Annotated in this window: 20 protein-coding genes and 3 pseudogenes; 13 read left to right on the forward strand and 10 right to left on the reverse strand. The window is 61.6% G+C overall.

All coding sequences use genetic code 11. The features are described from left to right. Nucleotides 1-594 precede the first annotated feature (594 nt). From USDA257_RS20655 to USDA257_RS20660, 3 genes and pseudogenes are all read left to right on the forward strand, one after another. Complete coding sequence (locus tag USDA257_RS20655) at nucleotides 595-1593, forward strand: glycine betaine ABC transporter substrate-binding protein (protein WP_014764909.1); 999 nt, start codon at nucleotides 595-597, stop codon at nucleotides 1591-1593. 193 nt (nucleotides 1594-1786) lie between these two features. Then, nucleotides 1787-1885, forward strand: a pseudogene (locus tag USDA257_RS38000) (proline/glycine betaine ABC transporter permease); the annotation flags it as partial. Then, nucleotides 1878-2924 (forward strand): quaternary amine ABC transporter ATP-binding protein, encoded by a 1047-nt coding sequence (locus tag USDA257_RS20660; RefSeq protein WP_014764910.1) that lies wholly within the window; start codon nucleotides 1878-1880, stop codon nucleotides 2922-2924. The pseudogene USDA257_RS38000 and the gene USDA257_RS20660, both read left to right, overlap by 8 nt. Nucleotides 2925-2972: 48 nt before the next feature. On the opposite strand, the pseudogene USDA257_RS20665 reads toward USDA257_RS20660, so the two are convergent. Further along, nucleotides 2973-3382, reverse strand: a pseudogene (locus USDA257_RS20665) (tautomerase family protein). A gap of 105 nt (nucleotides 3383-3487) precedes the next feature. On the opposite strand from USDA257_RS20665, the gene USDA257_RS20670 reads away from it, so the two are divergent. Both USDA257_RS20670 and bmt read left to right on the forward strand, forming a co-directional pair. Next, nucleotides 3488-4351 carry a LysR substrate-binding domain-containing protein gene (locus USDA257_RS20670; protein ID WP_041414472.1) on the forward strand — a complete coding sequence of 288 codons (864 nt, stop codon included), beginning with the start codon at nucleotides 3488-3490 and terminating at the stop codon, nucleotides 4349-4351. Between the two features lie 122 nt (nucleotides 4352-4473). Further along, on the forward strand, nucleotides 4474-5490 hold the full coding sequence (gene bmt / locus USDA257_RS20675) for a betaine--homocysteine S-methyltransferase (protein ID WP_014764913.1): 1017 nt from the start codon (nucleotides 4474-4476) through the stop codon (nucleotides 5488-5490). A gap of 88 nt (nucleotides 5491-5578) precedes the next feature. Here bmt and USDA257_RS20680 read toward each other — a convergent pair whose 3' ends face one another. The 3 genes from USDA257_RS20680 to USDA257_RS20690 form a co-directional block, all read right to left on the reverse strand. Continuing rightward, nucleotides 5579-7546, reverse strand: coding sequence for an acyltransferase family protein (locus USDA257_RS20680; protein WP_014764914.1), 1968 nt, complete (start codon nucleotides 7544-7546; stop codon nucleotides 5579-5581). Nucleotides 7547-7688: 142 nt separating this feature from the next. After that, nucleotides 7689-8843, reverse strand: coding sequence for an aminotransferase class I/II-fold pyridoxal phosphate-dependent enzyme (locus tag USDA257_RS20685; RefSeq protein WP_014764915.1), 1155 nt, complete (start codon nucleotides 8841-8843; stop codon nucleotides 7689-7691). A gap of 52 nt (nucleotides 8844-8895) precedes the next feature. Continuing rightward, nucleotides 8896-9534, reverse strand: coding sequence for a helix-turn-helix transcriptional regulator (locus tag USDA257_RS20690; protein ID WP_014764916.1), 639 nt, complete (start codon nucleotides 9532-9534; stop codon nucleotides 8896-8898). Between the two features lie 117 nt (nucleotides 9535-9651). On the opposite strand from USDA257_RS20690, the gene USDA257_RS20695 reads away from it, so the two are divergent. Beyond that, nucleotides 9652-9996: a hypothetical protein gene (locus USDA257_RS20695; RefSeq protein ID WP_014764917.1), complete on the forward strand. Its 345-nt coding sequence runs from the start codon at nucleotides 9652-9654 to the stop codon at nucleotides 9994-9996. A 139-nt stretch (nucleotides 9997-10135) separates the two neighbouring features. Here USDA257_RS20695 and USDA257_RS20700 read toward each other — a convergent pair whose 3' ends face one another. The 5 genes and pseudogenes from USDA257_RS20700 to USDA257_RS20720 form a co-directional block, all read right to left on the reverse strand. Further along, nucleotides 10136-12133, reverse strand: coding sequence for a vWA domain-containing protein (locus USDA257_RS20700; RefSeq protein ID WP_041414473.1), 1998 nt, complete (start codon nucleotides 12131-12133; stop codon nucleotides 10136-10138). Next, complete coding sequence (locus USDA257_RS20705) at nucleotides 12130-12660, reverse strand: RNA polymerase sigma factor (protein ID WP_014764919.1); 531 nt, start codon at nucleotides 12658-12660, stop codon at nucleotides 12130-12132. The genes USDA257_RS20700 and USDA257_RS20705 overlap by 4 nt, the downstream gene beginning before the upstream one ends. 112 nt (nucleotides 12661-12772) lie before the next feature. Continuing rightward, nucleotides 12773-13474, reverse strand: a pseudogene (locus USDA257_RS20710) (phosphodiester glycosidase family protein); the annotation flags it as partial. A 177-nt stretch (nucleotides 13475-13651) separates the two neighbouring features. Then, nucleotides 13652-14353: a ferredoxin gene (locus tag USDA257_RS20715; protein ID WP_014764921.1), complete on the reverse strand. Its 702-nt coding sequence runs from the start codon at nucleotides 14351-14353 to the stop codon at nucleotides 13652-13654. 107 nt (nucleotides 14354-14460) lie between these two features. Continuing rightward, nucleotides 14461-16035 (reverse strand): trimethylamine methyltransferase family protein, encoded by a 1575-nt coding sequence (locus USDA257_RS20720; RefSeq protein ID WP_014764922.1) that lies wholly within the window; start codon nucleotides 16033-16035, stop codon nucleotides 14461-14463. Between the two features lie 517 nt (nucleotides 16036-16552). On the opposite strand from USDA257_RS20720, the gene USDA257_RS20725 reads away from it, so the two are divergent. After that, a complete protein-coding gene (locus USDA257_RS20725) occupies nucleotides 16553-17251 on the forward strand; it encodes a corrinoid protein (protein ID WP_014764923.1) in 699 nt (232 codons plus the stop codon). Nucleotides 17252-17357: 106 nt separating this feature from the next. Here USDA257_RS20725 and USDA257_RS34385 read toward each other — a convergent pair whose 3' ends face one another. Further along, nucleotides 17358-17516, reverse strand: coding sequence for an entericidin domain-containing protein (locus USDA257_RS34385; protein ID WP_080605651.1), 159 nt, complete (start codon nucleotides 17514-17516; stop codon nucleotides 17358-17360). Between the two features lie 39 nt (nucleotides 17517-17555). On the opposite strand from USDA257_RS34385, the gene USDA257_RS20735 reads away from it, so the two are divergent. The 6 genes from USDA257_RS20735 (at nucleotide 17556) to USDA257_RS20760 (ending at nucleotide 22382) form a co-directional block, all read left to right on the forward strand. Beyond that, nucleotides 17556-18179 (forward strand): DUF1638 domain-containing protein, encoded by a 624-nt coding sequence (locus USDA257_RS20735; RefSeq protein ID WP_014764924.1) that lies wholly within the window; start codon nucleotides 17556-17558, stop codon nucleotides 18177-18179. Nucleotides 18180-18378: 199 nt separating this feature from the next. Then, a complete protein-coding gene (locus tag USDA257_RS20740) occupies nucleotides 18379-19197 on the forward strand; it encodes a formyl transferase (RefSeq protein ID WP_014764925.1) in 819 nt (272 codons plus the stop codon). Nucleotides 19198-19217: 20 nt separating this feature from the next. Next, on the forward strand, nucleotides 19218-19412 hold the full coding sequence (locus USDA257_RS20745) for a hypothetical protein (RefSeq protein WP_014764926.1): 195 nt from the start codon (nucleotides 19218-19220) through the stop codon (nucleotides 19410-19412). A gap of 1005 nt (nucleotides 19413-20417) precedes the next feature. Then, nucleotides 20418-20720, forward strand: coding sequence for a virulence factor (locus USDA257_RS20750; protein ID WP_014764927.1), 303 nt, complete (start codon nucleotides 20418-20420; stop codon nucleotides 20718-20720). Beyond that, complete coding sequence (locus USDA257_RS20755; RefSeq protein WP_014764928.1) at nucleotides 20713-21294, forward strand: methylenetetrahydrofolate reductase C-terminal domain-containing protein; 582 nt, start codon at nucleotides 20713-20715, stop codon at nucleotides 21292-21294. Before USDA257_RS20750 ends, USDA257_RS20755 begins: the two co-directional genes overlap by 8 nt. Next, a complete protein-coding gene (locus USDA257_RS20760) occupies nucleotides 21291-22382 on the forward strand; it encodes a methylenetetrahydrofolate reductase (protein ID WP_014764929.1) in 1092 nt (363 codons plus the stop codon). Before USDA257_RS20755 ends, USDA257_RS20760 begins: the two co-directional genes overlap by 4 nt. Nucleotide 22383 lies beyond the last annotated feature (1 nt).

Raw genomic sequence — 22383 nt, forward strand, 5'->3', positions numbered from 1 at the left:
ATGAGCCCGGACTCCCAAGGCAGGAAAAATCCATGCTATTCATCTTCAGCAAACCCAACTTCGTTCAGATCGCCTGGAATTCACAGGCGCCGCGCAGTCAGTCCCGCGTCCGCAATATGCCGGTCGATTCCCCGTTAGGCCCCCTCGGCTTTATCCGCACCTCAAACGTCGGATAATCGGCTTTTCGTGCTCTGACTTTTGGCGGCATTCTCGGTCCGTGCAATTGGACCGCGTCCTGATCGCGTCCACCGTCCGGACGGGCCTCCCGCCCCGCAGGATACCGAGGTTGCCAAGGAGGCAGGTCCGGTACGCAACACCTGAACCGGACCTGCGGCAGTCGCCCGCCGCAGGCAAACAATTAGCCTGACATCCTTACCGGATGGTTAGTGAGAGCTTAACCAAACATGAATTCGCATCTTTTTCGAATTCATCGCGCGATCCTTGGTCGAAAGAGCAACCGGCGCGGCCGCGTCTTTCCCAACAGGAGTGCCTCGAACGGCAGCTCATTCCAAAACATTTGAAGAGGTTGATTTCTCTTCGAAAACACCTAGGCTGATTGGTCGTGGGCCGCGTAAAGGCGGGAGGCCTGGGAACATGACGAAACTCCTTGCAATGACGTGCGCGGCTGTTGGCATCTGGGTCCTGGCCGAACCGACGCGGGCCGCCGAGTGCGGCGAGATCAGCATTGCCGAAATGAATTGGGCTTCGGCAGGTATCGCCGCCCATGTCGACAGACTTATTCTCGAGAACGGCTATGGCTGCACCGTGTCTCTGGTCGCCGGTGACACGATGCGGACCTTCGCCTCGATGCACGAGAAGGCGGAGCCCGACATGGCACCGGAGCTCTGGATTCATTCCGTGCGCACGCAACTCGAAGCGGCCGTCAAGGAAGGCCGCCTTATTCAGGCTGCGCCGATTCTCAGTGAAGGCGGCGTCGAAGGCTGGTGGATTCCAAGATTCCTCGCCAATGCCCATCCGGAGATCAAGACCGTCCAGGATGCCCTGAAGCATCCGGATCTGTTCCCCGCGCCTGACGATCCCGCCAAGGGAGCGATCCACAGTTGCCCCTCCGGCTGGAACTGTCGGATCTCGACGGCCAATCTTTACAAGGCACTCGGGGCGGAGAAAGCGGGCTTCAGGCTTGTCGACCCCGCTTCGGCGGCCGAGCTTGACGGCTCCATTGCCGAAGCTTTCGAGAAGAAGACGGGTTGGCTCGGCTACTATTGGGCGCCGACGGCGATCCTCGGCAAATATGAAATGATCCGGCTCTCCTTCGGCGTCGATCACGACAGGGCGGAATGGGACTCCTGCTCGGCCGTGCCGAACTGCCCAAGTCCAAAGGTCAACTCCTATCCGGTCTCGGACGTGTTTACCGTGGTGACCAAATCCTTTTCCGAAAAGGCAGGCGTCGCCATGGATTACGTGAATGTCCGGGGATGGGACAATGCGACGGTCAACAAGATCCTCGCCTGGATGGATCAGAACCGTGCGACCAACGAGGACGCCGCACGATATTTTCTCGAGCACTTTCCGGACATATGGGCAAAATGGGTGAGCCCGGACGTCGCAGAAAAGGTGAAGGCGGCGCTTTGAGGCCGGCCGCGCGGTGGATTCTGTTGCGTTCTGTGGTACTCCCTATCGCATGTTTCGCGACGAAGCGGCCGCGCCCCACGTCGCAAACAGCACAGCAGCGGACTTGTTCCGCTGTCACATTGCTCGAGGGGAACCTGGAAGCGGTTGCGCCCGTGCACGCGCCCAAAGAAGCGCAACGGCGGAACGCAACTCCAGCGGTGTTGCACTGATCGGCAGCGCCATCATTTTCGATCGTGCCAGCCAAGCCTTCGGTAGGTGGCTGCAGAAGCATTCGGAGGTAGTTTATGGCTAGTCGCGCAATCGAGGTGAAGAACCTCTACAAGATCTTCGGCCCGCGCGGGCACGAGTATATAATTCCCGTCAAGAACGGCATGGGCAAGGCCGAGCTAAACGAAAAACACGGCCATGTCCTCGGCCTGCAGGACATTAACATCTCGATGCCCGGTGGCTGCATAACAGTGGTCATGGGGCTTTCCGGCTCCGGCAAGTCGACGCTCATCCGTCACATCAACCGGCTGATCGACCCGACCGCCGGCGAAGTGCTCTATGACGGCGTCGACGTCTGCAAGATGAATCAGAACGACCTTCGCCAGTTCCGCCGCAACAAGACGGCGATGGTGTTCCAGAAGTTCGCGCTTCTTCCGCATCGCACCGTGCTTGAAAACACCGTTTACGGCCTGGAGATCCAGGGGGTCGACCAGCGGGAGAGCGAAAAGCGGGCGCTCGGCTGGATCGACCGTGTCGGCCTCAAGGGTTTCGAGAAGCACTATCCAAACCAGCTTTCCGGCGGCATGCAGCAACGCGTCGGTCTCGCCCGGGCGCTGACCAATGACGCCGATATCCTGCTGATGGACGAGGCTTATTCGGCGCTCGATCCGCTGATCCGGATGGACATGCAGACGGTGCTGCTCGACCTGCAGAAGGAGCTGAAGAAGACCGTGGTTTTCATCACCCATGACCTCGACGAGGCGTTGCGGCTCGGCGACAAGATCGCGATCCTGCGCGACGGCCGCGTTGTGCAGCAGGGGTCCGGTCAGGAAATCGTGCTCTCGCCGGCGGACGACTACATCACCGCCTTCGTCAAGGAGGTGAACCGCGGCCGGGTGGTGCATGTCGAGACGATCATGCGGCCGCTGTCCGGAAATCCGGAGGGGCTCGCGATCGCCGCGGGTACGGTCCTCGAGGCGGCCGCCCGGACGATGACGGGTGCGCATATCAACACGGCCCACGTCATCGACGCCAACGGCCGCCCGATCGGCGCCGTCGACCTGCAGTTGATCATTGGCGCAATGGTGACGCCGACCAGCCACAGCGACCGCAAGGCGGCGTAAAGGCCTCCGTTGAGAAAAGGGCGCCGGGTTCGGCGCCCTAACCGCTTTCTAAGCGGCGGCCTGCAAGTTGCCGCTGATAAACCGGAACTCCTGCGTCTTGCCGCCATAGCTATAAGCGGCGGCAGGCACCTCGTGGACGAGCACGTAGCTTTCGGGGTGGACCTCGCCGAGTAGGGCTTCGAACGCGAGATAGACCGCCTCGACATAGCTGGCGAGTTCCTGTTTTAAATTGGTCCCGTCGACAACCTTGATATCGAGCCAGAAGCTGGCTGTCTGCTGCGAAGCCATCGACTTTCCCCCGGCGAACCAGTGGTGCGGGTCGATATAGCTTATCGTAATCGCCGTGACAGCCGGATCCTTGCGCACATGCAGGCGTGTCAATTCGCTGACGGATGCCGCGATTTGCGCGGCAGATCGGGGTTCGCGGCCGCGGAGACGGCGATGTTGATGATCGGCATAAGAATTCCTTTCTTGGATGGGTTAGACGACGAGGTAAGCTTGTCATCTTCATCACATCAGAAAAATCGAATTGTTCTGCAGAAATAATTCTGCATTATCGAACTATGAGAATGATCGACCCTGAGCTCCTGCGCACTTTCCTCGCCTTTGCAGAGGGCGGATCGCTCGCCCGTGCGGCGGAAGCGGTCAATCGCTCGCCGTCTGCCGTGACGGCGCAGATGCAGCGGCTGGAAGCGCAGGTCGGCGAGCCTCTTCTCGCACCAGCGGGGCGCGGGCGATCCTTGACGCCTACGGGCGAGGAGTTCGTCGCTCATGCCCGCCGTATCCTCGATGCGCATCGCGACGCGTGGCTCAGCCTCAAGGGCGCCCGGGCGGACGGCCGGGTGGTGCTCGGCAGTACCCAGGACTTCGCTGACACAACGCTTCCAGCCTTGCTTCGCCGCTTCGCCCGGTCGCATCCGCGCGTTCGCCTCGATCTGCGGATCGGCCGCACGAAAGAACTGACGGCGGCTTACGAGCAGGGCCAGATCGACATACTCCTGGCGATGCGGCAGACATCGTCAGCAGACGAATTGCTTATCCTGCGCGAAGCGATGATCTGGTTGAGCTCGGAGCATCGCATGACCTCCGCCAACACCGATCTCGCATTGGCAGTGCTCGACCCGCCCTGCGGCTTTCGCACCGCCGCCATTTCCACGCTCGAGGCAATCAACCGCCCCTTCCGGATCGCCGCGACCAGCCCGAGCCTGTCAGGCCTGCGTGCCGCGGTCCTGAGCGGCATTGCGATCACGGTGCGCACGGATCGGTTTCTTGGTACCGGCATTGTCCCCGCGCCGCGACAGCTCGATCTGCCGGCGCTGCCAATTGCGGAATTCAGCCTGCGCCTGCGCCTGAACGCAGAGCAGGTCTCGGTCGATCTCGCTGCCCTGCTGGCGGATGAATTGCCGCGGCTGCCAACGGGCGCTTGATCCTCCGAATCCGATTACCGTCCACTTCGAGCCTCGATTCATATTTAGCTTGCTTCCTCACGCGCAAACACATAAAGATATGTTTATATCTTGCTACACTTTAGTTCAGCCGGGAAAAGCCGATGTCCATTGCAGCCAACGCTCTCTCCGATCTCCTCGCCCAGAAGGGCGTTTTGCTTGCCGACGGTGCGACCGGGACGTCGCTCTTCGCCATGGGTCTTGAGGCTGGCGAGGCGCCGGAACTCTGGAACGAGACGAAGCCGGAAAACATCACCAAACTGCATCAGGATTTCGTCGACGCCGGCGCCGACATCATCCTGACCAATTCCTTCGGCGGCACGCGCCACCGGCTGAAGCTTCACCAGGCGGAAGATCGTGTGCATGCGCTCAACAAGCGCGCCGCCGAGATCGCCCGTGCCGTCGCCGACAAGGCGTCGCGCAAGGTCATCACCGCCGGCTCCGTCGGTCCGACCGGCGAACTGCTGATCCCGCTCGGTGCGCTCTCCTATGAGGATGCCGTTTCAGCCTTCGTCGAGCAGATCGAAGGTCTCAAGGCCGGTGGCGCGGAAGTCGCCTGGATCGAGACGATGTCTTCGCCCGACGAGATCCGCGCGGCAGCCGAGGCCGCAACAAAGGTCGGTCTCCCCTACGTCTACACGGGCTCCTTCGACACCGCCGGCAAGACGATGATGGGGCTGCATCCCAAGGACCTCCACACGGTTGCCGCGGATATCGGCGAGGGCCCGGTCGCGGTCGGCGCCAATTGCGGCGTCGGCGCATCCGATATCCTGTCGTCGCTCCTCGACATGACCGCCGCCAATCCGGAGGGCATCGTCGTCGTCAAGGGCAATTGCGGCATTCCGGAGTTCCGCGGATCGGAGATCCACTATTCCGGCACGCCGCCGCTGATGGCCGAATATGCGCGGCTTGCCATGGACGCCGGCGCCAAGATCATCGGCGGCTGCTGCGGCACCTCATGCAATCACCTGGCGGCGATGCGGCTTGCCCTCGACAATCACGCGAAGGGCCAGCGTCCGTCTCTCGAGGTGATCGTCGAAAAGATCGGCCCCTTGCGCAACAAGACGGCCAATGAAGCTGCCGCCGCTCCGGCACGCGAAAGACGCAGCCGCCGCGCTTAAAGCCTCTCACGGCTCGGTGGAATCAATTTTTTCACCGAGCAGTGTAGGATTTCGTCAGCGCAGATGCCAAGCGCCGCCAGATCCACGACTAAAGGTCGGAAACATCAAAGGCGCGCGTAGGCTTCACCAAGCGAGAGAGGACATCCTGTTCTGCCGCGTCCACGAAGGCTCGGTAGAAGTTGAACGAGAGACCCATCTGGCGTGAGCCCCCGGCAGAGAAATGTCCGTGATCCTCGAATAGGGCGACGCCCTTATCTTCGACTTTGCAGAAGTCCCCGTCGCAAAGATGGTCCATGAAGCTGACCACAGGATATTCTTCGGCGATGTCGGCGATGACTTGAAGCACGCCTTTGTTGCTGGCCCGGACATCGCCCAGCGACAGCTCACAGCGCTCAGTCGCTTGACCAAGAAGCCTCGCCCGCGCAACGCAGAGGCCGGTATCCCTGCCATTCTGCGGCGGCGGCGCTACCGAAACCGTATTAAAACCGTTGGACTCCAGCCAAGCAAGCGTCGAGCGGAAGTCATCCGTCAGGATCTCTATGTCGGAGGGAACCTCCCGACGCCCGTCGAGAAGCACCGTCTTCTCGTTCATGTATTGGCTGAGCTGCGATGAGAGGACAACGTAGCGGATCGACTTATTGGCAAGCAAGAAGCGCCTGACGTCTGCATTGTGCTGCGCGCATTCCTCCGACCAGCCGCGGCCCAGCCGCGGCAAAATGGGCGCCAGGTTCAGAAACGGGCCGCAATTGTTCTTGGTGAGTTGCACCAGTCGCACATCGGGTTTTGAAGCGATGATGCCGTCGACAAGGTGTCGGGCGTACGAGTCGCCCCAGACTGCAATTTCCGGCCTGGGATTCGTCGCGCATTTGAGATCGACGACAGCGTCGCATTCCTTGGCGAGACCGACGCTCGGTTCGATTAGCCGCGCAAGCTCACGGTTTTGGAATGCGAACCCGTCGGTCCCGTCAAGACTCAGCCCCGCGCCGATTGCGACGCTGGCACCGGTGAGCGTCAAAGCGAAAACGGCGCCACGAGCCACGCGAGCCGGTTTGCGGAACGGCAGTTCGATGTAGCGCCAGCTTAGATAGGCAAGTACCAAACACAGCCCCAGCAAGAGGATGTAGCCCATGGGGGGAATCTCGTCGATCGCGCGTAAACGCGCAAAGGCCAAGACCGGCTGATGCCAGAGGTAGAGGCTATAGCTGATGAGGCCGATCGCCACCAGCGGCCGGGCGCTTAATAGCCTGCCGACAAGCGTGTCCGCCCGCCCAAAAGCGAGTACCAATGCGGTCCCAAGCACCACGGGCGCTGTTGTCCAGCCAGGATAGAACGCCGACTCACGGACGAGAAAGTAACTTGCAACAATGGCAAAGAGACCGAGCCCGGCGGCAAATTCGCGAAGGCCTCTGGAAAGACGGATACGCTCCTGACCAGCGAGCGCCAGCATCGCCCCGACGCCGAGTTCCCAAAGACGGCTTGGCAACAGGTAGAAGTTTGCCGCCGGCTCAACGCGGGCGAGAATCTGGGTGGCACCAAAACTGAGGACAACACCGACGGCCGAGACCTTCAGTACCGTCTCCGCTGGATAGCGGCGAAGCGCCAGCAGAAACAACGGAAGGACGATATAGAACTGTTCTTCGACCGCCAGGGACCAGGTGTGCAAGAGCGGCATCAATTCGCTGCTTGGCGCGAAATAGCCGGTCTGGTTCCAGAACACGAAGTTCGATCCGAAAAGATTCACGGCATAGAGACCCTTGCCGAAGTCATTGAGCTCCTGCGGCAGCATCCACATGACGGCGAAGATCGTCGACACGACGCATACGAAGAACAATGCCGGTGCGAGCCGGCGCGCACGGCGCTCATAGAAGGAGACGATGCTGAAGCGGCCCTCACGGATTTCGCGGTGAATGATCGACGTGATAAGGAAGCCGCTTATGACAAAGAAGACGTCGACACCTGCAAATCCGCCCCCAATGAAATCGAAACCAGCATGAAAAAGAAGGACGGGCACGACTGCGATCGCGCGCAGTCCATCGATTTCGGGTCTGTAATGCATCAAGGAAGAAAACGCCTATTGGATGAATGCCCGTTACCACGGACTTCGCCGACGAGCCACCGCGCCGCCCGGTATATTCACCTTTGTGCGAATTCTAAGGCGCGTTGTTTCGGCCGCCGCCGATTAGAGCGATAGCCGTGGCTTACGCGCGGAGCACCTGACTGCGGCCAGCGTTGAGATGTTGGCGCCATGCATCCAGTCCCGCCTCTATGTTCTTCCGACCGAAGCCGACGCGGAAGCGGTCCTGCGCGACCGGCAGGAGGTCGGACGTGAAGAGGCTTGAAGGAAGCAACAGCACGCCGGATTCTTCGACCAACTGCCGGCAATGCGCCTCGACTCCATCCACGCCGAGATAACGGGCGAAACCGACGCAACCGCCATCGGGCGGGAGCCATTCATAAAACTCCGGGAACTTCGAGAAGAAGTCACCGAGCTTTTCGAGATTGGCCGCGCAAAGTGCGCGATTGCGAGCGAGAATGCGTTCGCGCGATTTCAGTGCGATCGTCGCCAGCACTTCCGACGGTCGAGAATTGCAGATCGACAGATAGTGCTTCATGCCCTCCATGCGTTTGAGCAACGCGTGGTCCCGGCAGGCGATCCAACCGATCCTGAGGCCCGGCAGACCATAGGCCTTCGACATGACGTTCAGCGAAACACCCCCTTCGAAGAGCTCGGCCGTCTGCGGCAGGCGCTTGGCGTCTTCGCGCTCGAGTCCGCGATAGACCTCGTCGCTGAAAAGATGGATGCCGCGCTCGGCGCAAAGCTCGGCGAGTTCCCGGAACGTCTTCTGATCGGCGATCGCGCCAGTCGGATTGTTGGGAAAATTGACGGCAATCAGTCTTGTATTGGGCTTCAGCGCCGTGCGCACATCGGCAATGTCGAGCTGCCAATCATTCTCGGGCCGAAGCGGCACCCCGCTGACCGAAGTGGCGATCGTCAACGGCAGCGTCTCCATCGATTGATAGTTCGGCACGGTGACGATGGCATGGTCGTCGGGGCCGAGCAGCGCGAGCATGGCGCAATAAAGCCCCTCCTCCGCGCCGGCGAAACAGAGAATGTCTGCCGCGTCGAGGCCCTCGTAAGTGACCGCAATCGCCTCGCGCAGCGCCGGTGCCCCATAGGTCTCGGTATAGCCAAGCGTCAGCCGCTCCCAGGCGTCGCGATCGGCGTCATCGGCATGGGACAGCAATTCGGCCATCGTCATGGTTTCGCTGTCGCTGGCGGTCATGTGGTGGCGCGCGGTAAACTCCCAGCGCGAGAAATGCTTTTCCAGCCGGAATGGCGGCAAGACCGTCATGGTTTCGTCCTCCTCGTGCAGGTCGGTCGGGCGGAATACGTGGTTCGGAAGTTCAGCCGCCGTTCTCTTGGCGCGCGGCGGCAAGATAGTTGTAGATCGAAGCCCGCGAGGCGCCGAGCAGGCTCGCCAGGTGATCGACGGCGTTGCGCGTCTTGAAAAGGCCCTGCTCTTCGAGCGCCGCCACAAGAGCGACGCGGTCCGCGCGCTTCAAGGCGGAAAGCGCAAGGCTCTTCGCCTTCAGCCAGCCATGGAGCGCCGCATTGATCTCCTCCCGCCAATCGCGCGAGAAGAGCGCCTGTGGCCGCGGTTCCGGGGTGCCGGCAAGGGCCGCCAGCAGCTTCACTGCAGCATCAATCCGCGAGACATCGAGATTGATGCAGAGAAGACCAATGGCGCCGCCGTCTGTATCGCGCAGCACGGCGGAAACCGACTTCAGCCGGCGCCCATCCGGGCCAGTCTTTTCATAGGGTCCGAGCACCAAGGCGTCGTCTGTCACCTCGCCAAGGCCATCCGAGACGAGCGACTCCATGCCCGGTGCCCGTCCAGAAAAGGCGTTCCACAGCGCCGCGATGCGGCCGGTGGCAAGATCGTGGAGAACGACCTCCGCATGCGGATAGAGCAGCGCGCTTATCGCCGCGGCGGATGACCGATGCATCGCGAGATCAGAAGGAATGGCGGGTTCGATGTTCATGAGCACATTTGGCAGGACGTTAGATTTTTTGTCAATATTTGATTTTATGTCTATTGTTGCGGATCGCCTGCGCCTCGCCTATCCCGAGGGTCGTTCGATTCGAGGGGAGACGATTCCATGGGCACAACAGCCGCCTTTCCGGACAGGGACACGACCGCTACCAAGCTGTCGAGCTTTGGCGAAGCGGACCAGGCCTTCGTCAAGCTGCTGATGGAGAACCCGGAACAGGATGAGAACCTGATCGAGGGGCTCTATCGCCATCTCGACCTTACCGCCGAAGCGCGCTTACTGAATTCCTTGAAGCTGGAGAAGCTCGGGCAGTGGCTCGGCAACGAGGCACCGGCCCGGCTCCAGATGCGGCTCATGGAAGCCGCCCGTTCCAGCCAGCATCCGGCCTATCAGGCGTTCAGGGCTGGTCTGACGAAATCCGGCGGCTTGGAAAGAGCCCTTCCAAAAGCTTGAGCGAGCTAGGTTCGGAGCATGGGCGGGCGCTGCATCTTTCAGTTCGCGGCGCCCGTGCACTCAGCTGACCGCTCGCCGTCGCGGCGAGCGGCGTTTCCCGTTTCACCGCCTGCGGATCGCAGCGGCGGACAAGCGGTCATCATTCACCCGAAACCCCTTTTGCCAGCCGAACCAGATTGACGAACTCGCCGCGATATCCGAACGGGTCCGCCCCCTTGGCACCGGCTGCGAGATCGGCAATCGCCGCATAGGGATAGTCGGCAAGCGCCGAATTTCCAGCGAGCTTCTGGCCGAAGGCCGCGACCGACACGGAAAAGCGGACATCCGCAGGTGCTTCCGCGAGCGAGGGCACCGCATTGGCCTCAGTGACCGGCGTTGTGATCAACTCGCTCTTGGCGCCGTCCGGTTTCTTGTAGCGGATCTTCAGGAAGGCGAGTTCGCCACTGTTGGCGGTCGCGTTGGCCGAGGGTTTCTCGGCCGTCGCATAACGCAGGTCGTCGTTGAGGACCGCCGGGCTGCCCTTGGGCGTCACCTCGTAGATCGCCGTTATGCTGTGGCCGGAGCCGACATCGCCCGCATCGACCTTGTCGTTGTTGAAGTCCTCGCGCTTCAACGCGCGCGTCTCGTAGCCGATCAGCCGGTATTCGGCGATCGCCGCTGGATTGAACTCCACCTGCAGCTTGACATCCTTGGCGATCGGGAAGAGCGACGAACCCGCCTCCTCGACGAGCGTCTTCTGGGCTTCCGCCAGTGTGTCGATATAGGCTGCAACGCCGTTGCCGTTCTGGGCGATTGTCTGCATCAGCGCATCGTTGTAATTGCCGCGGCCGAAGCCGAGGACGGAGAGGAAGATGCCGCTCCTGCGCTTCGTCTCGACCAGCCGCTTCAAGTCTTCGTCGCTCGATGGTCCGACATTGAAGTCGCCATCGGTCGCCAGCAGGATGCGATTGACGCCGTCCTTGACGAAGGCTTTCTCCGCCAGTCGATAGGCTGCGTCGATGCCCGCAGCACCGGCTGTCGAGCCGCCTGGCTGCAGCGTGTCGATCGCCGCCAGGATCTTCGCCCTGTCCGTAATCGATGTGGGCTCCAGCACCGTGCCGGCATTGCCGGCATAGGTGACGATCGACACCGTGTCCTCCGGCCTCAACCGATCGACCAACAGCCGGAAGGCATTTTTGAGGAGCGGCAGCTTGTCCGGTTCGTCCATGGAGCCGGAGACGTCGATCAGGAAGACGAGGTTGGCTTTCGGCGCCTCCTTCTGAACCAGCTCATAGCCCTTGATCGCCACATGCATCAGCCGCGTTCCGGCGTTCCATGGCGTCGGCGTCACCGTGACAGTGGCCTTGAACGGCTCCGCCGCCGCAGTGGGGCGCGGCCAGTCATACGGAAAATAATTGACCATCTCCTCGACGCGGACGGCATCGGGAGAGGGCATCTCGCCCGCCATCAGCGAGCGGCGGACGAAGGAATAGGAGGCTGTATCGACATCGACGGAGAAGGTCGAAACCGGCTCGGTCGCGACGCTCTTGACAGGATTGGCATCGGCGTTGCCGAAGCGTTCACGGTTCTCGATTGGCGGCGGGAGGATATCGCTCGGCGCTGCTGGTGCCGGCATGATTTCCATTCGGCCGCGCGCAACAACTCCACCCGCTGCGCCAAGAGGTGCGGCGGCATCGTCCATCGCCTGGCTCGCCACCGCTTCTGCCTCCGGTCCGGCGGCCGGCTTGCTCGCCGGCTGCTCGGCAACTTCGGCCTTCTTCTCCTCCAGAAGCATTGGCGCGGTGGCGTCAGCCGAGGACGCGGCCAGCTTGGCTTGCTCGCGCTTGGCGGCGATCTCACTTTCGAAACCGATCGGTGGCCGATTGCGGACAAATTCCAGAGTCAGGAAGGCGGCGGCAGGTACGACGATCAGCGTCGCCAATGCCGATCCGGCAAGCAATTTGCGGATCATGCTGGGGCTCCATATCCGGTTGAAGATGGAGCTTTGACGAGTGGGCCTCGCCGATCCTTGGCTTGCTGTGGAATTTTCCGCCGGGGCGTCATAGGCGTGCATCGCGGCGGCAAGCGCCCGCGCCCGCGCCTCGTCCGTCGGCTTCGGCGGCGTCCGTCCGGACAGCATGTCGAGTTCGTCAGTCATTGCACTGCCTCCTTGCCGAGCAGCGTCCGCAGGCGCTTGCGCGCCTCGTGGACGTGCCAGGAGATGGTCGCTTCCGAGCAGCCGAGCACGTCGGCGGCTGCCGCATGGCTCAGGCCCTCGGCATAAACGAGCAACACGGCATCGCATTGCTTTTCCGGCAGTGCCCGCACCGCCGCCCAGAGCGCCTCCCGCCGGTCCTCGTCATCGCTTCCTGAACCAGCTTTCAATGCGGGATCGGACGCATAGGCCTCGAGTTTTCGTTCGTTGCGCGCCTGCCGGCGCCGGTGATCGCGCGCCGCATTCAGCGCCAACGTATAGAGCCAGGTTCGGAACCGACTGGTGCCGCGGAAACCGCGGATCGCTGCGCCTAGCCGAATGCAGACGTCCTGGGCGATATCCTCCGCGTCGGTCTCGCTGCCCGACCAGCGCCAGGCGACCGCATGGACGAAATCATAGTGACGCTCGATCAATCGGCCGAAGGCCTCGCGATCCCCCTTCACCGCCCTGTCAACGAGTTCCGCGTCCAAGTCCCTGCCCGCTTTTGTCCTGTTCGACTACTAGACGTCCTTCGATCGCCATTCCTTGGGGTACGAGGCAAAAAATCTTGCGTTGGCTCAACGCGGAAAGCTGGCGACAACAGACAACGGCGATGATCGGCCCGAGCGGAAACAGCCGGTCGTGACGATTGATCTCCGGTGCGTAGAGGCTCGAGATCGTGCCGTCGAGGAAGAGCGCGTTCGGGCAACCAAGCGGATCGCGGAACAGTGTCGCAAAATCATGGAAGCGCACCGGCCGCTTTGAAACCGCGAAAACGACCTCGCCGCTTTTCGTGACGCCGACGCCGTTGCGGGTCTTCAGGCTGTCGCTGTCCGGCAGGAAGCGCGGGTGAAGCGCGCCGTCAATCACCAGCATCGGTCCGGACTGCGTTGCGAAGCGCGCCTTGATGCCGGCATCGCGATAGGCCTCCGCCGCCATCACGCCCGCCTTGCCGTCGTCGACATAGAAGACGCCGTTCGGCAATAAATGGAAATTGCCCCAGCCGGGGTTGGTATTGAGCTGCGCCTGCTCGACGCCCTCTTCGACATGCAGGCCGACCGGAGAAAGGTCCTCATGATACATGCCACCGTTCATCGCAAAGACGATGTATTCGCCCCGCTGGCGCATTTCGAGTGAAAGCGCCTTGAAGGACCTGAACGGCGCACCAGCCTGGTCCTTGTTGTAGAGGCGAATGTCGCTTACCGTACGGCAGGCGGCCGTTGCGGGTTCGGCCAATGAGGGCTTTGCAAGACCAGCCGTGAGGATGGCGGCGCCGACGAGCAAGGCTCTGGGGAACAGCGGCATGGGGCTGGGTCTCGCGTGAATCTCACCCGCAGCATTGCATGAATTGCGGCAGTTTGATGCGCACGATCTTTTCGAGAATTGTAAGCTCAGAGAGTCAATCATGGCGCGTCCGCGGCGCCGGAAATCTTCGTCACCTTCCTATCGGGCCCGACTGGAGCCGACCATCGTTCACCGGCTTTACAGGCTGAGCGCCGCCATATGGAAACTGAGTTGCGCAGGCGGATAGCGGTAGTCCCATCCGACAGGACAGGCGTCGCGTGAAAGACAGCCTCGGGCGAGGCAGCCGCCTGCCGCCTCGGCCTTGAGATGCGCGCGACAGCGACCGACTTCGAAGGTGCCAGACGCCAGAGCATCGGCCGGACAGGCGGAAATGCACGGCTTCGCTTCACAAATTTCGCAAGGGTGGCCGGCCATAACCGAGCCCGTCTCCGGCAATGCGCGGTCAAAACCAAGCGCACCGCGATAGCTGTGCCAGAGGCCATAATGCGGGTGGATCAGGATGCCGAGCGGTGACGGCTCCAGTCCCTCGGCGCGCATCGCCCACTGCTGGAAAGGCTGCCACGGTGGATCGGACGGGAAATAGGCTGTGGCAGCGACCACCTCCGCCACGGGACCGATCACCCGCTTCGACCAGTCGTCGAGCGGATCCGAACCGCCGCGAGACGGCTTGCCTTCGCGCCAGGTCGTGAACGGCTTCCAAATCGAGCCGCCGATATTGCCGATCAGCACGACGCTCGCAGCAGGCTCGCCGCCGCCCAGCAGAGGTGCGGCTTCTCCCGGCGCAAAATTCACGGTGCCGCGCAAAAAAAGTCCGTGCGGCTCGAGAGCCGCACGGAGCGTTTGGAGAAGATTGTCGACACAACCCGAGGCCGCCGTCATTTCGGCTTCGGCCCCTGAGTTTCGTAATGCGGGCGCCAGACCTCCTTCTGGATCATGTCGGCCACCTGCGCCGCGCCGCCTTGCTCCCTGGCTCGCTCGGGAGCCTTTCAGGTGAAGGCGTCGGGCATCGAGTCCTTGCGCTTGGCGATGTAGTCCTTGAGGGCTTCGTCGATTGCCGGATCGAGATAGGGCGCCTCGTAGTGTTCGAGCCAGCTGCGGGCGAGCGCATTGGCGCGCTGCTCGATCCGCTTCTCGCCTTCGATCTCCCACTGTTCGAAGGAATTGTTGTCGGCGAGCGGAGAACGGTAGAAGGCCGTCTGGAAGTTGGCCTGGGTGTGGGCGCAACCGAGATAATGGCTGCCGGGACCGACTTCGCGGATCGCGTCGAGCGCCTGGGCGTTTTCGGAAAGATCGACGCCCTCGGCCATCTTCTGCATCATGCCAAGCTGGTCCTGGTCGATCATGAACTTCTCGTAGGACGAGACGAGACCGCCTTCGAGCCAGCCGGCTGCGTGCAGCACGAAGTTGGTGCCGGCGAGCAGCGTCATGTTGATCGTGTTCGCCGACTCGTGCGCCGCCTGGGCATCGGGGACCTTCGAACCGCAGAGCGAACCGCCGGTGCGGAACGGCAGGCCAAGACGCCGGGCGAGCTGGGCCGCGCCATAGGAGACCAGCGACGGCTCCGGCGTGCCGAAGGTCGGGGCGCCCGATTGCATCGAGATCGAGGCGGCAAAGGTGCCGAAGAGCACAGGCGCACCCTTGCGGATGAGCTGGGTGAACGAGGCACCGGCGAGCACTTCGGCCAGAATCTGCGTCAGAGTACCAGCAACAGTGACGGGGCTCATCGCGCCGGACAGGATGAAGGGCGACAGCACGCAGGCCTGGTTATGGCGTGCGTAGACCTTCAGCGCACCCACCATCGTCTCGTCGAAGACCATCGGCGAGTTGGCGTTGATCAGGTTCAGCGTGACGGTGTTGTTCTCGACGAAATCGTCGCCGAAGACGATCTTCGCCATGGCGATCGTGTCTTCCGCACGCTCCGGCGCCGTCACCGAGCCCATGAACGGCTTGTCGGAATATTTGATATGGCTGTAGACCATATCGAGATGGCGCTTGTTGACCGGGACGTCGACCGGCTCGCAGACCGTGCCACCCGACGAATGGACGGACGGCGCCATATAGGCGAGCTTAACGAAATTGCGGAAATCCTCGATCGTCGCATAGCGGCGGTTGCCCTCGAGGTCGCGTACGAAGGGCGGGCCGTAGACCGGCGCGAAAACCGTTGCCTTGCCGCCGATATGGGCATTGCGCTCCGGGTTGCGTGCATGCCAGGTGAAGTTCGACGGCGCGGTCTTCAGGAGCTCCCGGCAGAGCCCTTTCGGGAAATGAACGCGTTGGCCGCGCACATCGGCGCCGGCCGCCTTCCACAGCTCGAGCGCCTCGGCGTCATCGCGAAATTCGATGCCGATCTCCTCGAGAATGACGTCGGCATTGCGCTCGATAAGCTGCAGGCCCTCCTCGTCGAGCACCTCATATTCGCGAATCTTGCGCTGGATATAGGGCAGAGACGGTCCCGGGCCGCCGCCGGTGCGGGATGCGCGGCGCGCTGCCGCTCCGCGTCCCTCGCCACGCGCGCGGCGTCCGCCGCCTTCGACCGCGCCTTGTTCTGTAACGTCGCTCATTCGCTCATTCCTCTCCCGCCGCGCCCTAGCATGAAGGACGCTGCAATATATCGGTAGGTGGGCGCATAATCCTTTCCGCAGGTCGAATCCAGTGGCGGCACCATGCGCCCGGCATGGATTTGGCCTAATGCTACCAAGCCGCCGGAACCGTACGGGTCTTAATGCGCCAACAGGTGGCGCAACTTAGACACTCGACCGGCGCGTGCCCGCACAGGGACTGCGGTCGCGAGGACAAGGGCAGCACTCCTGCAAAATCTCCAAAGGATTGCGCAAGCGCCCGAACTAACGCCTTGAACTGTTGCATAATTTTACCCGCTGACAGTTTCCGTATCCGCGCATTTTGCGATAGGACTATCAAACGCGCGAGGCGTGAGAGCCGCGTCGTCGTTTTCATCATCTGCGACGTCGCATTCGAAAAGAGTTTTTTAGGCGCCGCCCGCTATGGATGGGGCAACGCGTCCGGAGTGATCGTGCCACCCGCGCGAAACGGCTATGCCAGGAACCGAGGAACCCTACTATGGCAGACGATGAAATCATTCTCGAGGACCTTTCCGACGAGGAACTCGTGCAGCAGATGCATGACGACCTTTATGACGGTCTCAAGGAGGAAATCGAGGATGGAACGAACATCCTCCTCAAGCGCGGCTGGACTCCCTACGATATCCTCACCCAGGCGCTCGTCGAAGGCATGCGCATCGTCGGCATCGACTTCCGCGACGGCATTCTCTTCGTGCCGGAGGTGCTGCTTTCCGCCAACGCGATGAAGGCCGGCATGTTCATCCTGCGTCCGCTGCTTGTCGAAACCGGTGCGCCGAAGCTCGGCAAGATGGTCATCGGTACCGTCAAGGGCGACATTCACGACATCGGCAAGAACCTCGTCGGCATGATGATGGAGGGCGCCGGCTTCGACGTGGTCGACCTCGGCATCAACAATCCGGTCGAGAACTATCTGGAAGCGATCGAACGCGAGCAGCCGGACATCCTCGGCATGTCGGCGCTCCTGACGACGACCATGCCTTATATGAAGGTCGTCATCGACACGATGAAGGAAAAGGGCCTGCGCGACGATTATGTCGTCCTCGTCGGCGGAGCGCCTCTCAACGAGGAATTCGGCAAGGCCGTCGGCGCCGACGCCTATTGCCGCGACGCGGCCGTCGCCGTTGAAACCGCCAAGGACTTCATGAAGCGCAAGCACAACAAGCTCGCTGCCGGCTGAGCCTGAACGATCATTCGAGAAGAAAGCCGGCTGCATCGGTGTAAACCGCAGCCGGCTTTCCATTTTGCGGCAGAAGGGCGCGGATGAGGCGCGCCTACCTCAATCGTCAGTTCGCGGCCCCCGCGACCCGGCGGCCAGCCGACTCTGTCGCGTTGACCGTATTCGCAGTATCCTGTCCCATGCCGCGGATTGTGTTGGCGCAGGAACTCAGGGTCGTCAAAGCCACCAGAATGGCGCCGATCGTTGCGAGAGTCTTCGTTGTCATGACTATGATTCCTTCATGTTGCTGCAAGGACGAATAGAGATGGAAAACGCAACGTCGGCAAGAGAACGTACACAACCAAAGAAAGTTCATGTCATTGGGTGCGGTGCCATCGCGCGCGAAATTCTTGCCATCTGCGAGGCCAACAAGCTCCAGCATATCGAGCTCAACTGTCTGCCCGCCATCTGGCACAATACGCCGGAAAAGATCGTGCCCGGCCTGCGTGAGGCGATCGCCCGGGCCCGCGCCGACGGTTTCGAACGCATCTTCATCGCCTATGCTGATTGCGGCACCGGCGGGCTCATCGATCGGCTCTGCGAGGAGGAAGGCGTCGAGCGGATCCCCGGCCCGCATTGCTACTCGTTCTTCGCCGGCAATGCCGATTTCGCCGCGCGCTGGGACGACGATCTCACCGCCTTCTTTCTCACCGATTTCCTCGCCCGCCAGTTCGAGGCCTTTGTGATCGAGCCGCTCGGCCTCGACCGCCACCCGGAACTGCGTGACATGTATTTCGGCCACTACCGCAAGCTCGTCTATCTTTCGCAGGTGGAGGACGAGGCTCTGCAAGCGAAAGCGCGCCGCGCTGCGGAGACGCTCGGGCTCGCGTACGAATATCGATACACCGGTTACGGTGATCTCAGCCGCTCATTGATCGAAGTGTCATAAACGCGGATCAAATTCCGCGTTGAGTTTTATTCACGGCGCAGAAGCGCCGAAGGCTTCCCTGGTCTTATGCTGAATCGGTTTCGCCATCGTCGCGACAGCCAACCCGCTTAAGACGTCGGTAACGTCTGAGTAGGCATATCTGTTACTGCGCCGCCGCCACGGCCTAGGAAGTCCGCCCAGAACAATCCTTCCCGAAGTCATGTACCGATCGAATAGCGCCCTCTCGGAGAAAGAAGCGGAACCGGCGGGCTCGGCCGGCCGGCGCATCGTCGTCGTTACCGCAGGGGGTGAAAACCCGAATATCCTGATCAACGCGCTCGCCGCCCATTATTGCGACATCGTCGTGCTGCAGGAGCAGCCGGAATCCAAGGTGGTCTTTGTCAGACGGCGCGCCCGAAAGCTCGGATGGAGCACGGCTCTTGGCCAACTCGCAACGATGATCGCCTCGCGTTTCGGCAAGCGCTTCTCGCGCCGGCGAGCCGCCGAAATTCTGCACCAGTATGGCGTCTCTGCCGAGACCAACCGCTTGGTGCCCGTGCACCACATTGCCTCGATCAACGATGCCGAGGGCCGCGCGCGGCTGACGGCGCTTCAACCCGCCGTGGTCTTTCTGGTCAGTTGCCGCATGCTGAAGCCGGAAACCCTGGCTATGGTTCCCTGCCCGATCCTGAACTTCCATGCCGGCATCAACCCGCAATACCGCGGTCTGATGGGCGGCTATTGGGCGCTCCTCAGCAATGAACCGGAGAATTTCGGCGCGACCGTTCATCTCGTCGATGAAGGCGTCGACACTGGCGCCATTCTCTACCAGTCGCGACAGGTGCCGAGTCGCGCCGATACGATGCACACCTATCCGCTGCTCCAGACCGCCGGATCGACAGACGTTGCGATCCGGGCGGTCGAGGATGCGCTCGCCGGAAAACTCCGACCGGTGAATGTCACCGCGCCTTCCCGGCAATGGTATCACCCGCCAGTCTGGACGTGGGTTTGGAACGGCATGCGGCGTGGGATCTGGTAGACCGGGAAACAGGAAACCTGATGCAGCAAGATCGCTATGAACTCGTGCTCGACCCGACGGACCATTGGATCGTGTGGGACAATATGACCGGTGTGCCGGCCGTGTTTGCCGACCAGATCCTAGCCGGGCTCACCGAGTCCGAGGCGGAAGCAACTCTCAGAGTGCTCGTCGCAATCGAGCGGACCCGCCCGACACCAGCGGAGGATGCGGCATAGTCGCTTCGGCGCTGCGAACGCTATCCTACTGAGCAGCCCCCAAGACGCGTTTGGTCGCACTATCCACAGCGTGACCTGTCTGCGTACTGTCCTGTCTGAAGCCGCGCGCAGTGTTTGCGCAGGATGAGAGTGTGAGCAGCGCAAAACACAACATTGCGATCGCAGTCCTTGACATCATAACCTCCAGGTGTGTCGGCACATCCGATGGAAATGATGCTCGTTTGCGCGAAATCAAGCGGCGCGGATATCTCGGGTCTAGGGAATGCTAGCGCCACGCCATATGTCATACCCAATCCATGACTGGAGAATCATGATGAACCCCAAATCATTGATTGTCGCAGCTGCGATTGCACTTTTGTCGGTAGCCGGATGTGTCAGCAACCAGGCCAGCCAACAGAACACCACCCCTCCTCCTCCAAGCGCATCCGGCGGTTCTGGCGGTGGTAGCATGGGCGGCAGCCAGGGCAGCGGAAGCTCCGGCTATTGAACGGGCAGCCGAGCGTCCGCTTCGAACAATCCACGCCGCCTGTCTGTCGCAGGACAAACGCGCCGTGAGAGTCTCAATAGTAGGGCGTGTCTCACACCCGATCTGTTGCTATGCTACATGTTTGCCGGGCGTGACGTGAATGGCTATAAATGACCATGCTCTAGTATTCTGAGCCAGCCACACAAACGCTTCTCAAGCCGACATCCCCCCGCGACGTCACCATCCAAATCAGGGCGCTTTCCAGGGCGCGTTTCGGCGCCGCGAATGACAAATACCGCCGCCAAGATGCCCGTGACGCATTTCGCTCGTATACGAACCGTGGAGCGTCGTTTTTGGACATATCCGACGTCGTGGCAAGGTGAGCCACGGTGCGTGGACATGCGCATTGTCGGCATTACAGCGCCGCGCGTCAGAACTGACACGTAAAGGACGATGTAACACTTTGACTCGGCGCATAATCCATTCCGAAAACCGATTTCGGTTTTCGGCGTTATGCGCTGGAGGAGAACAGGAATTCCATGGCAGACCGCATCATCGTTTACTGGCGCGATATCCCCGCCCAAGTCATCATCAAACAGGGCCGCAAGAGCGCCAAACGCGAGCTTTCGCTGCGCTTCACCGAAGCGATCGACATGTGCGCCATGCGCACCGGCGCCGCCGAGACCGACGACTATCTTGCCGAGTGGCGCAAGGCCGAACCTGTTTCGGTTTCAGACGATCTCGAGGCGGAGGCCGACAAGGCGGCCGCCGAATTGGAGGCTGCTTACGACAGGGACAGGCTTGTTGCGCTCGTCAAGGCCGGAGGGCGGGACAATGCCTGACGCCAAGGTCGTCACCGGCAACGCGCAGCCCGCAAAGAAGGCGGCCACGGGCGCCTTTACGCCGACCAACGTGTCCCCGAGCCGCCGTTCGCGCCACAAATATACGGTCCGGCTCTGGGCGGTGCGCCACTCGCGCTTCCTCGAGTGGTTCTACAATCGCTTCGCCGACATGTTCCTGATGCTCCATCCTCTCTGGAACGCCATTGGCTATAGCCGCGTTGAGCGGCCGGTGACCTTCGTCGAACGCCACGTCAAAGGCTTCCTTTTCGACTGTCGCATGTGTGGCCAGTGCGCGCTGTCCTCGACCGGCATGTCCTGCCCGATGAACTGTCCGAAGCAACTCAGGAACGGACCTTGCGGCGGCGTTCGCGCCAATGGCAACTGCGAAGTGGAACCGGACATGCCCTGCGTCTGGGTTCAGGCGTGGAAGGGTTCGCAGAACATGGAAAAAGGCAACGCGATTATGAACGTCCAGAAGCCAGTCAACCAGTCGCTGCGCGAAACCTCGTCCTGGTTGCGGGTGACGGCGGAAGCCGCAGCGAGCGCTGAGGCGAACAAGGAAGACCAGCGATGAGCCCGGACATCAACCCTTTAGATCCCGGTGCACCGCTCGATCCCCTGCCCGGCCATTCGTCGCGCGGCCGGCTGGAGCGGGTGCTCCGTCGCGGCGAGTTTGCCGTCACCGCCGAACTCAACCCACCGGATAGCGCAAATCCTCAGGACGTCTACGAGCGGGCGGCGATCTTCGACGGCTGGGTCGACGGCATCAATGCCGTCGACGCTTCGGGCGCCAACTGCCACATGTCGTCGGTCGGCATCTGTGCGCTGCTGACGCGCATGGGCTACTCGCCGATCATGCAGATCGCCTGCCGCGACAAAAACCGCATCGCCATTCAGGGCGACGTACTCGGCGCCTCGGCCATGGGCGTACAAAACATCATGTGCCTGACCGGCGACGGTGTGCAGGCCGGCGACCAGCCCGGTGCCAAGCCCGTCTTCGATCTCGACTGCATGTCGCTGCTCGAGACCGTCAGGATCATGCGCGACAACTCGAAATTCCTTTCCGGCCGCAAGCTGACGACGCCGCCGCAGGTCTTTCTTGGTGCGGCGATCAACCCCTTTGCCCCACCATACGATTTCCGGCCCTACCGGCTGGCAAAGAAGATCGAGGCGGGTGCCCAGTTCGTCCAGAGCCAGTATTGCTTCGACGTGCCGATGTTCCGCGAATACATGAAGAAGGTGCGCGACCTCGGTCTTCACGAAAAATGCTTCATCCTTGTCGGCGTCGGCCCGATGGCTTCGGCCAAGACCGCGCGCTGGATCCGCTCCAACGTGCCGGGCATCCACATTCCGGATTCGATCATCACACGCCTTGAAGGCGCTCAGGATCAGAAGAAGGAAGGCAAGCAGCTCTGCATCGACATCATCAACGAGGTGAAGGAGATCGAGGGCGTTTCCGGCGTTCACGTCATGGCTTACCGCCAGGAGGAATATGTGGCGGAGATCGTCCATGAGTCCGGCGTCTTGAAGGGTCGCAGGCCCTGGAAGCACGAAGCGACACCGGCGGAAACGCTGGTCGCCGAACGGCTCGAGCATCTGCGCGAAGGCATCGAGGAAAACCAGCAGCAGATGGCGGAGGCCGCGGCTCACCATCCGCATTGAG

The sequence above is a fragment of the Sinorhizobium fredii USDA 257 genome, from assembly GCF_000265205.3.
GTDB lineage: Bacteria > Pseudomonadota > Alphaproteobacteria > Rhizobiales > Rhizobiaceae > Sinorhizobium > Sinorhizobium fredii_B.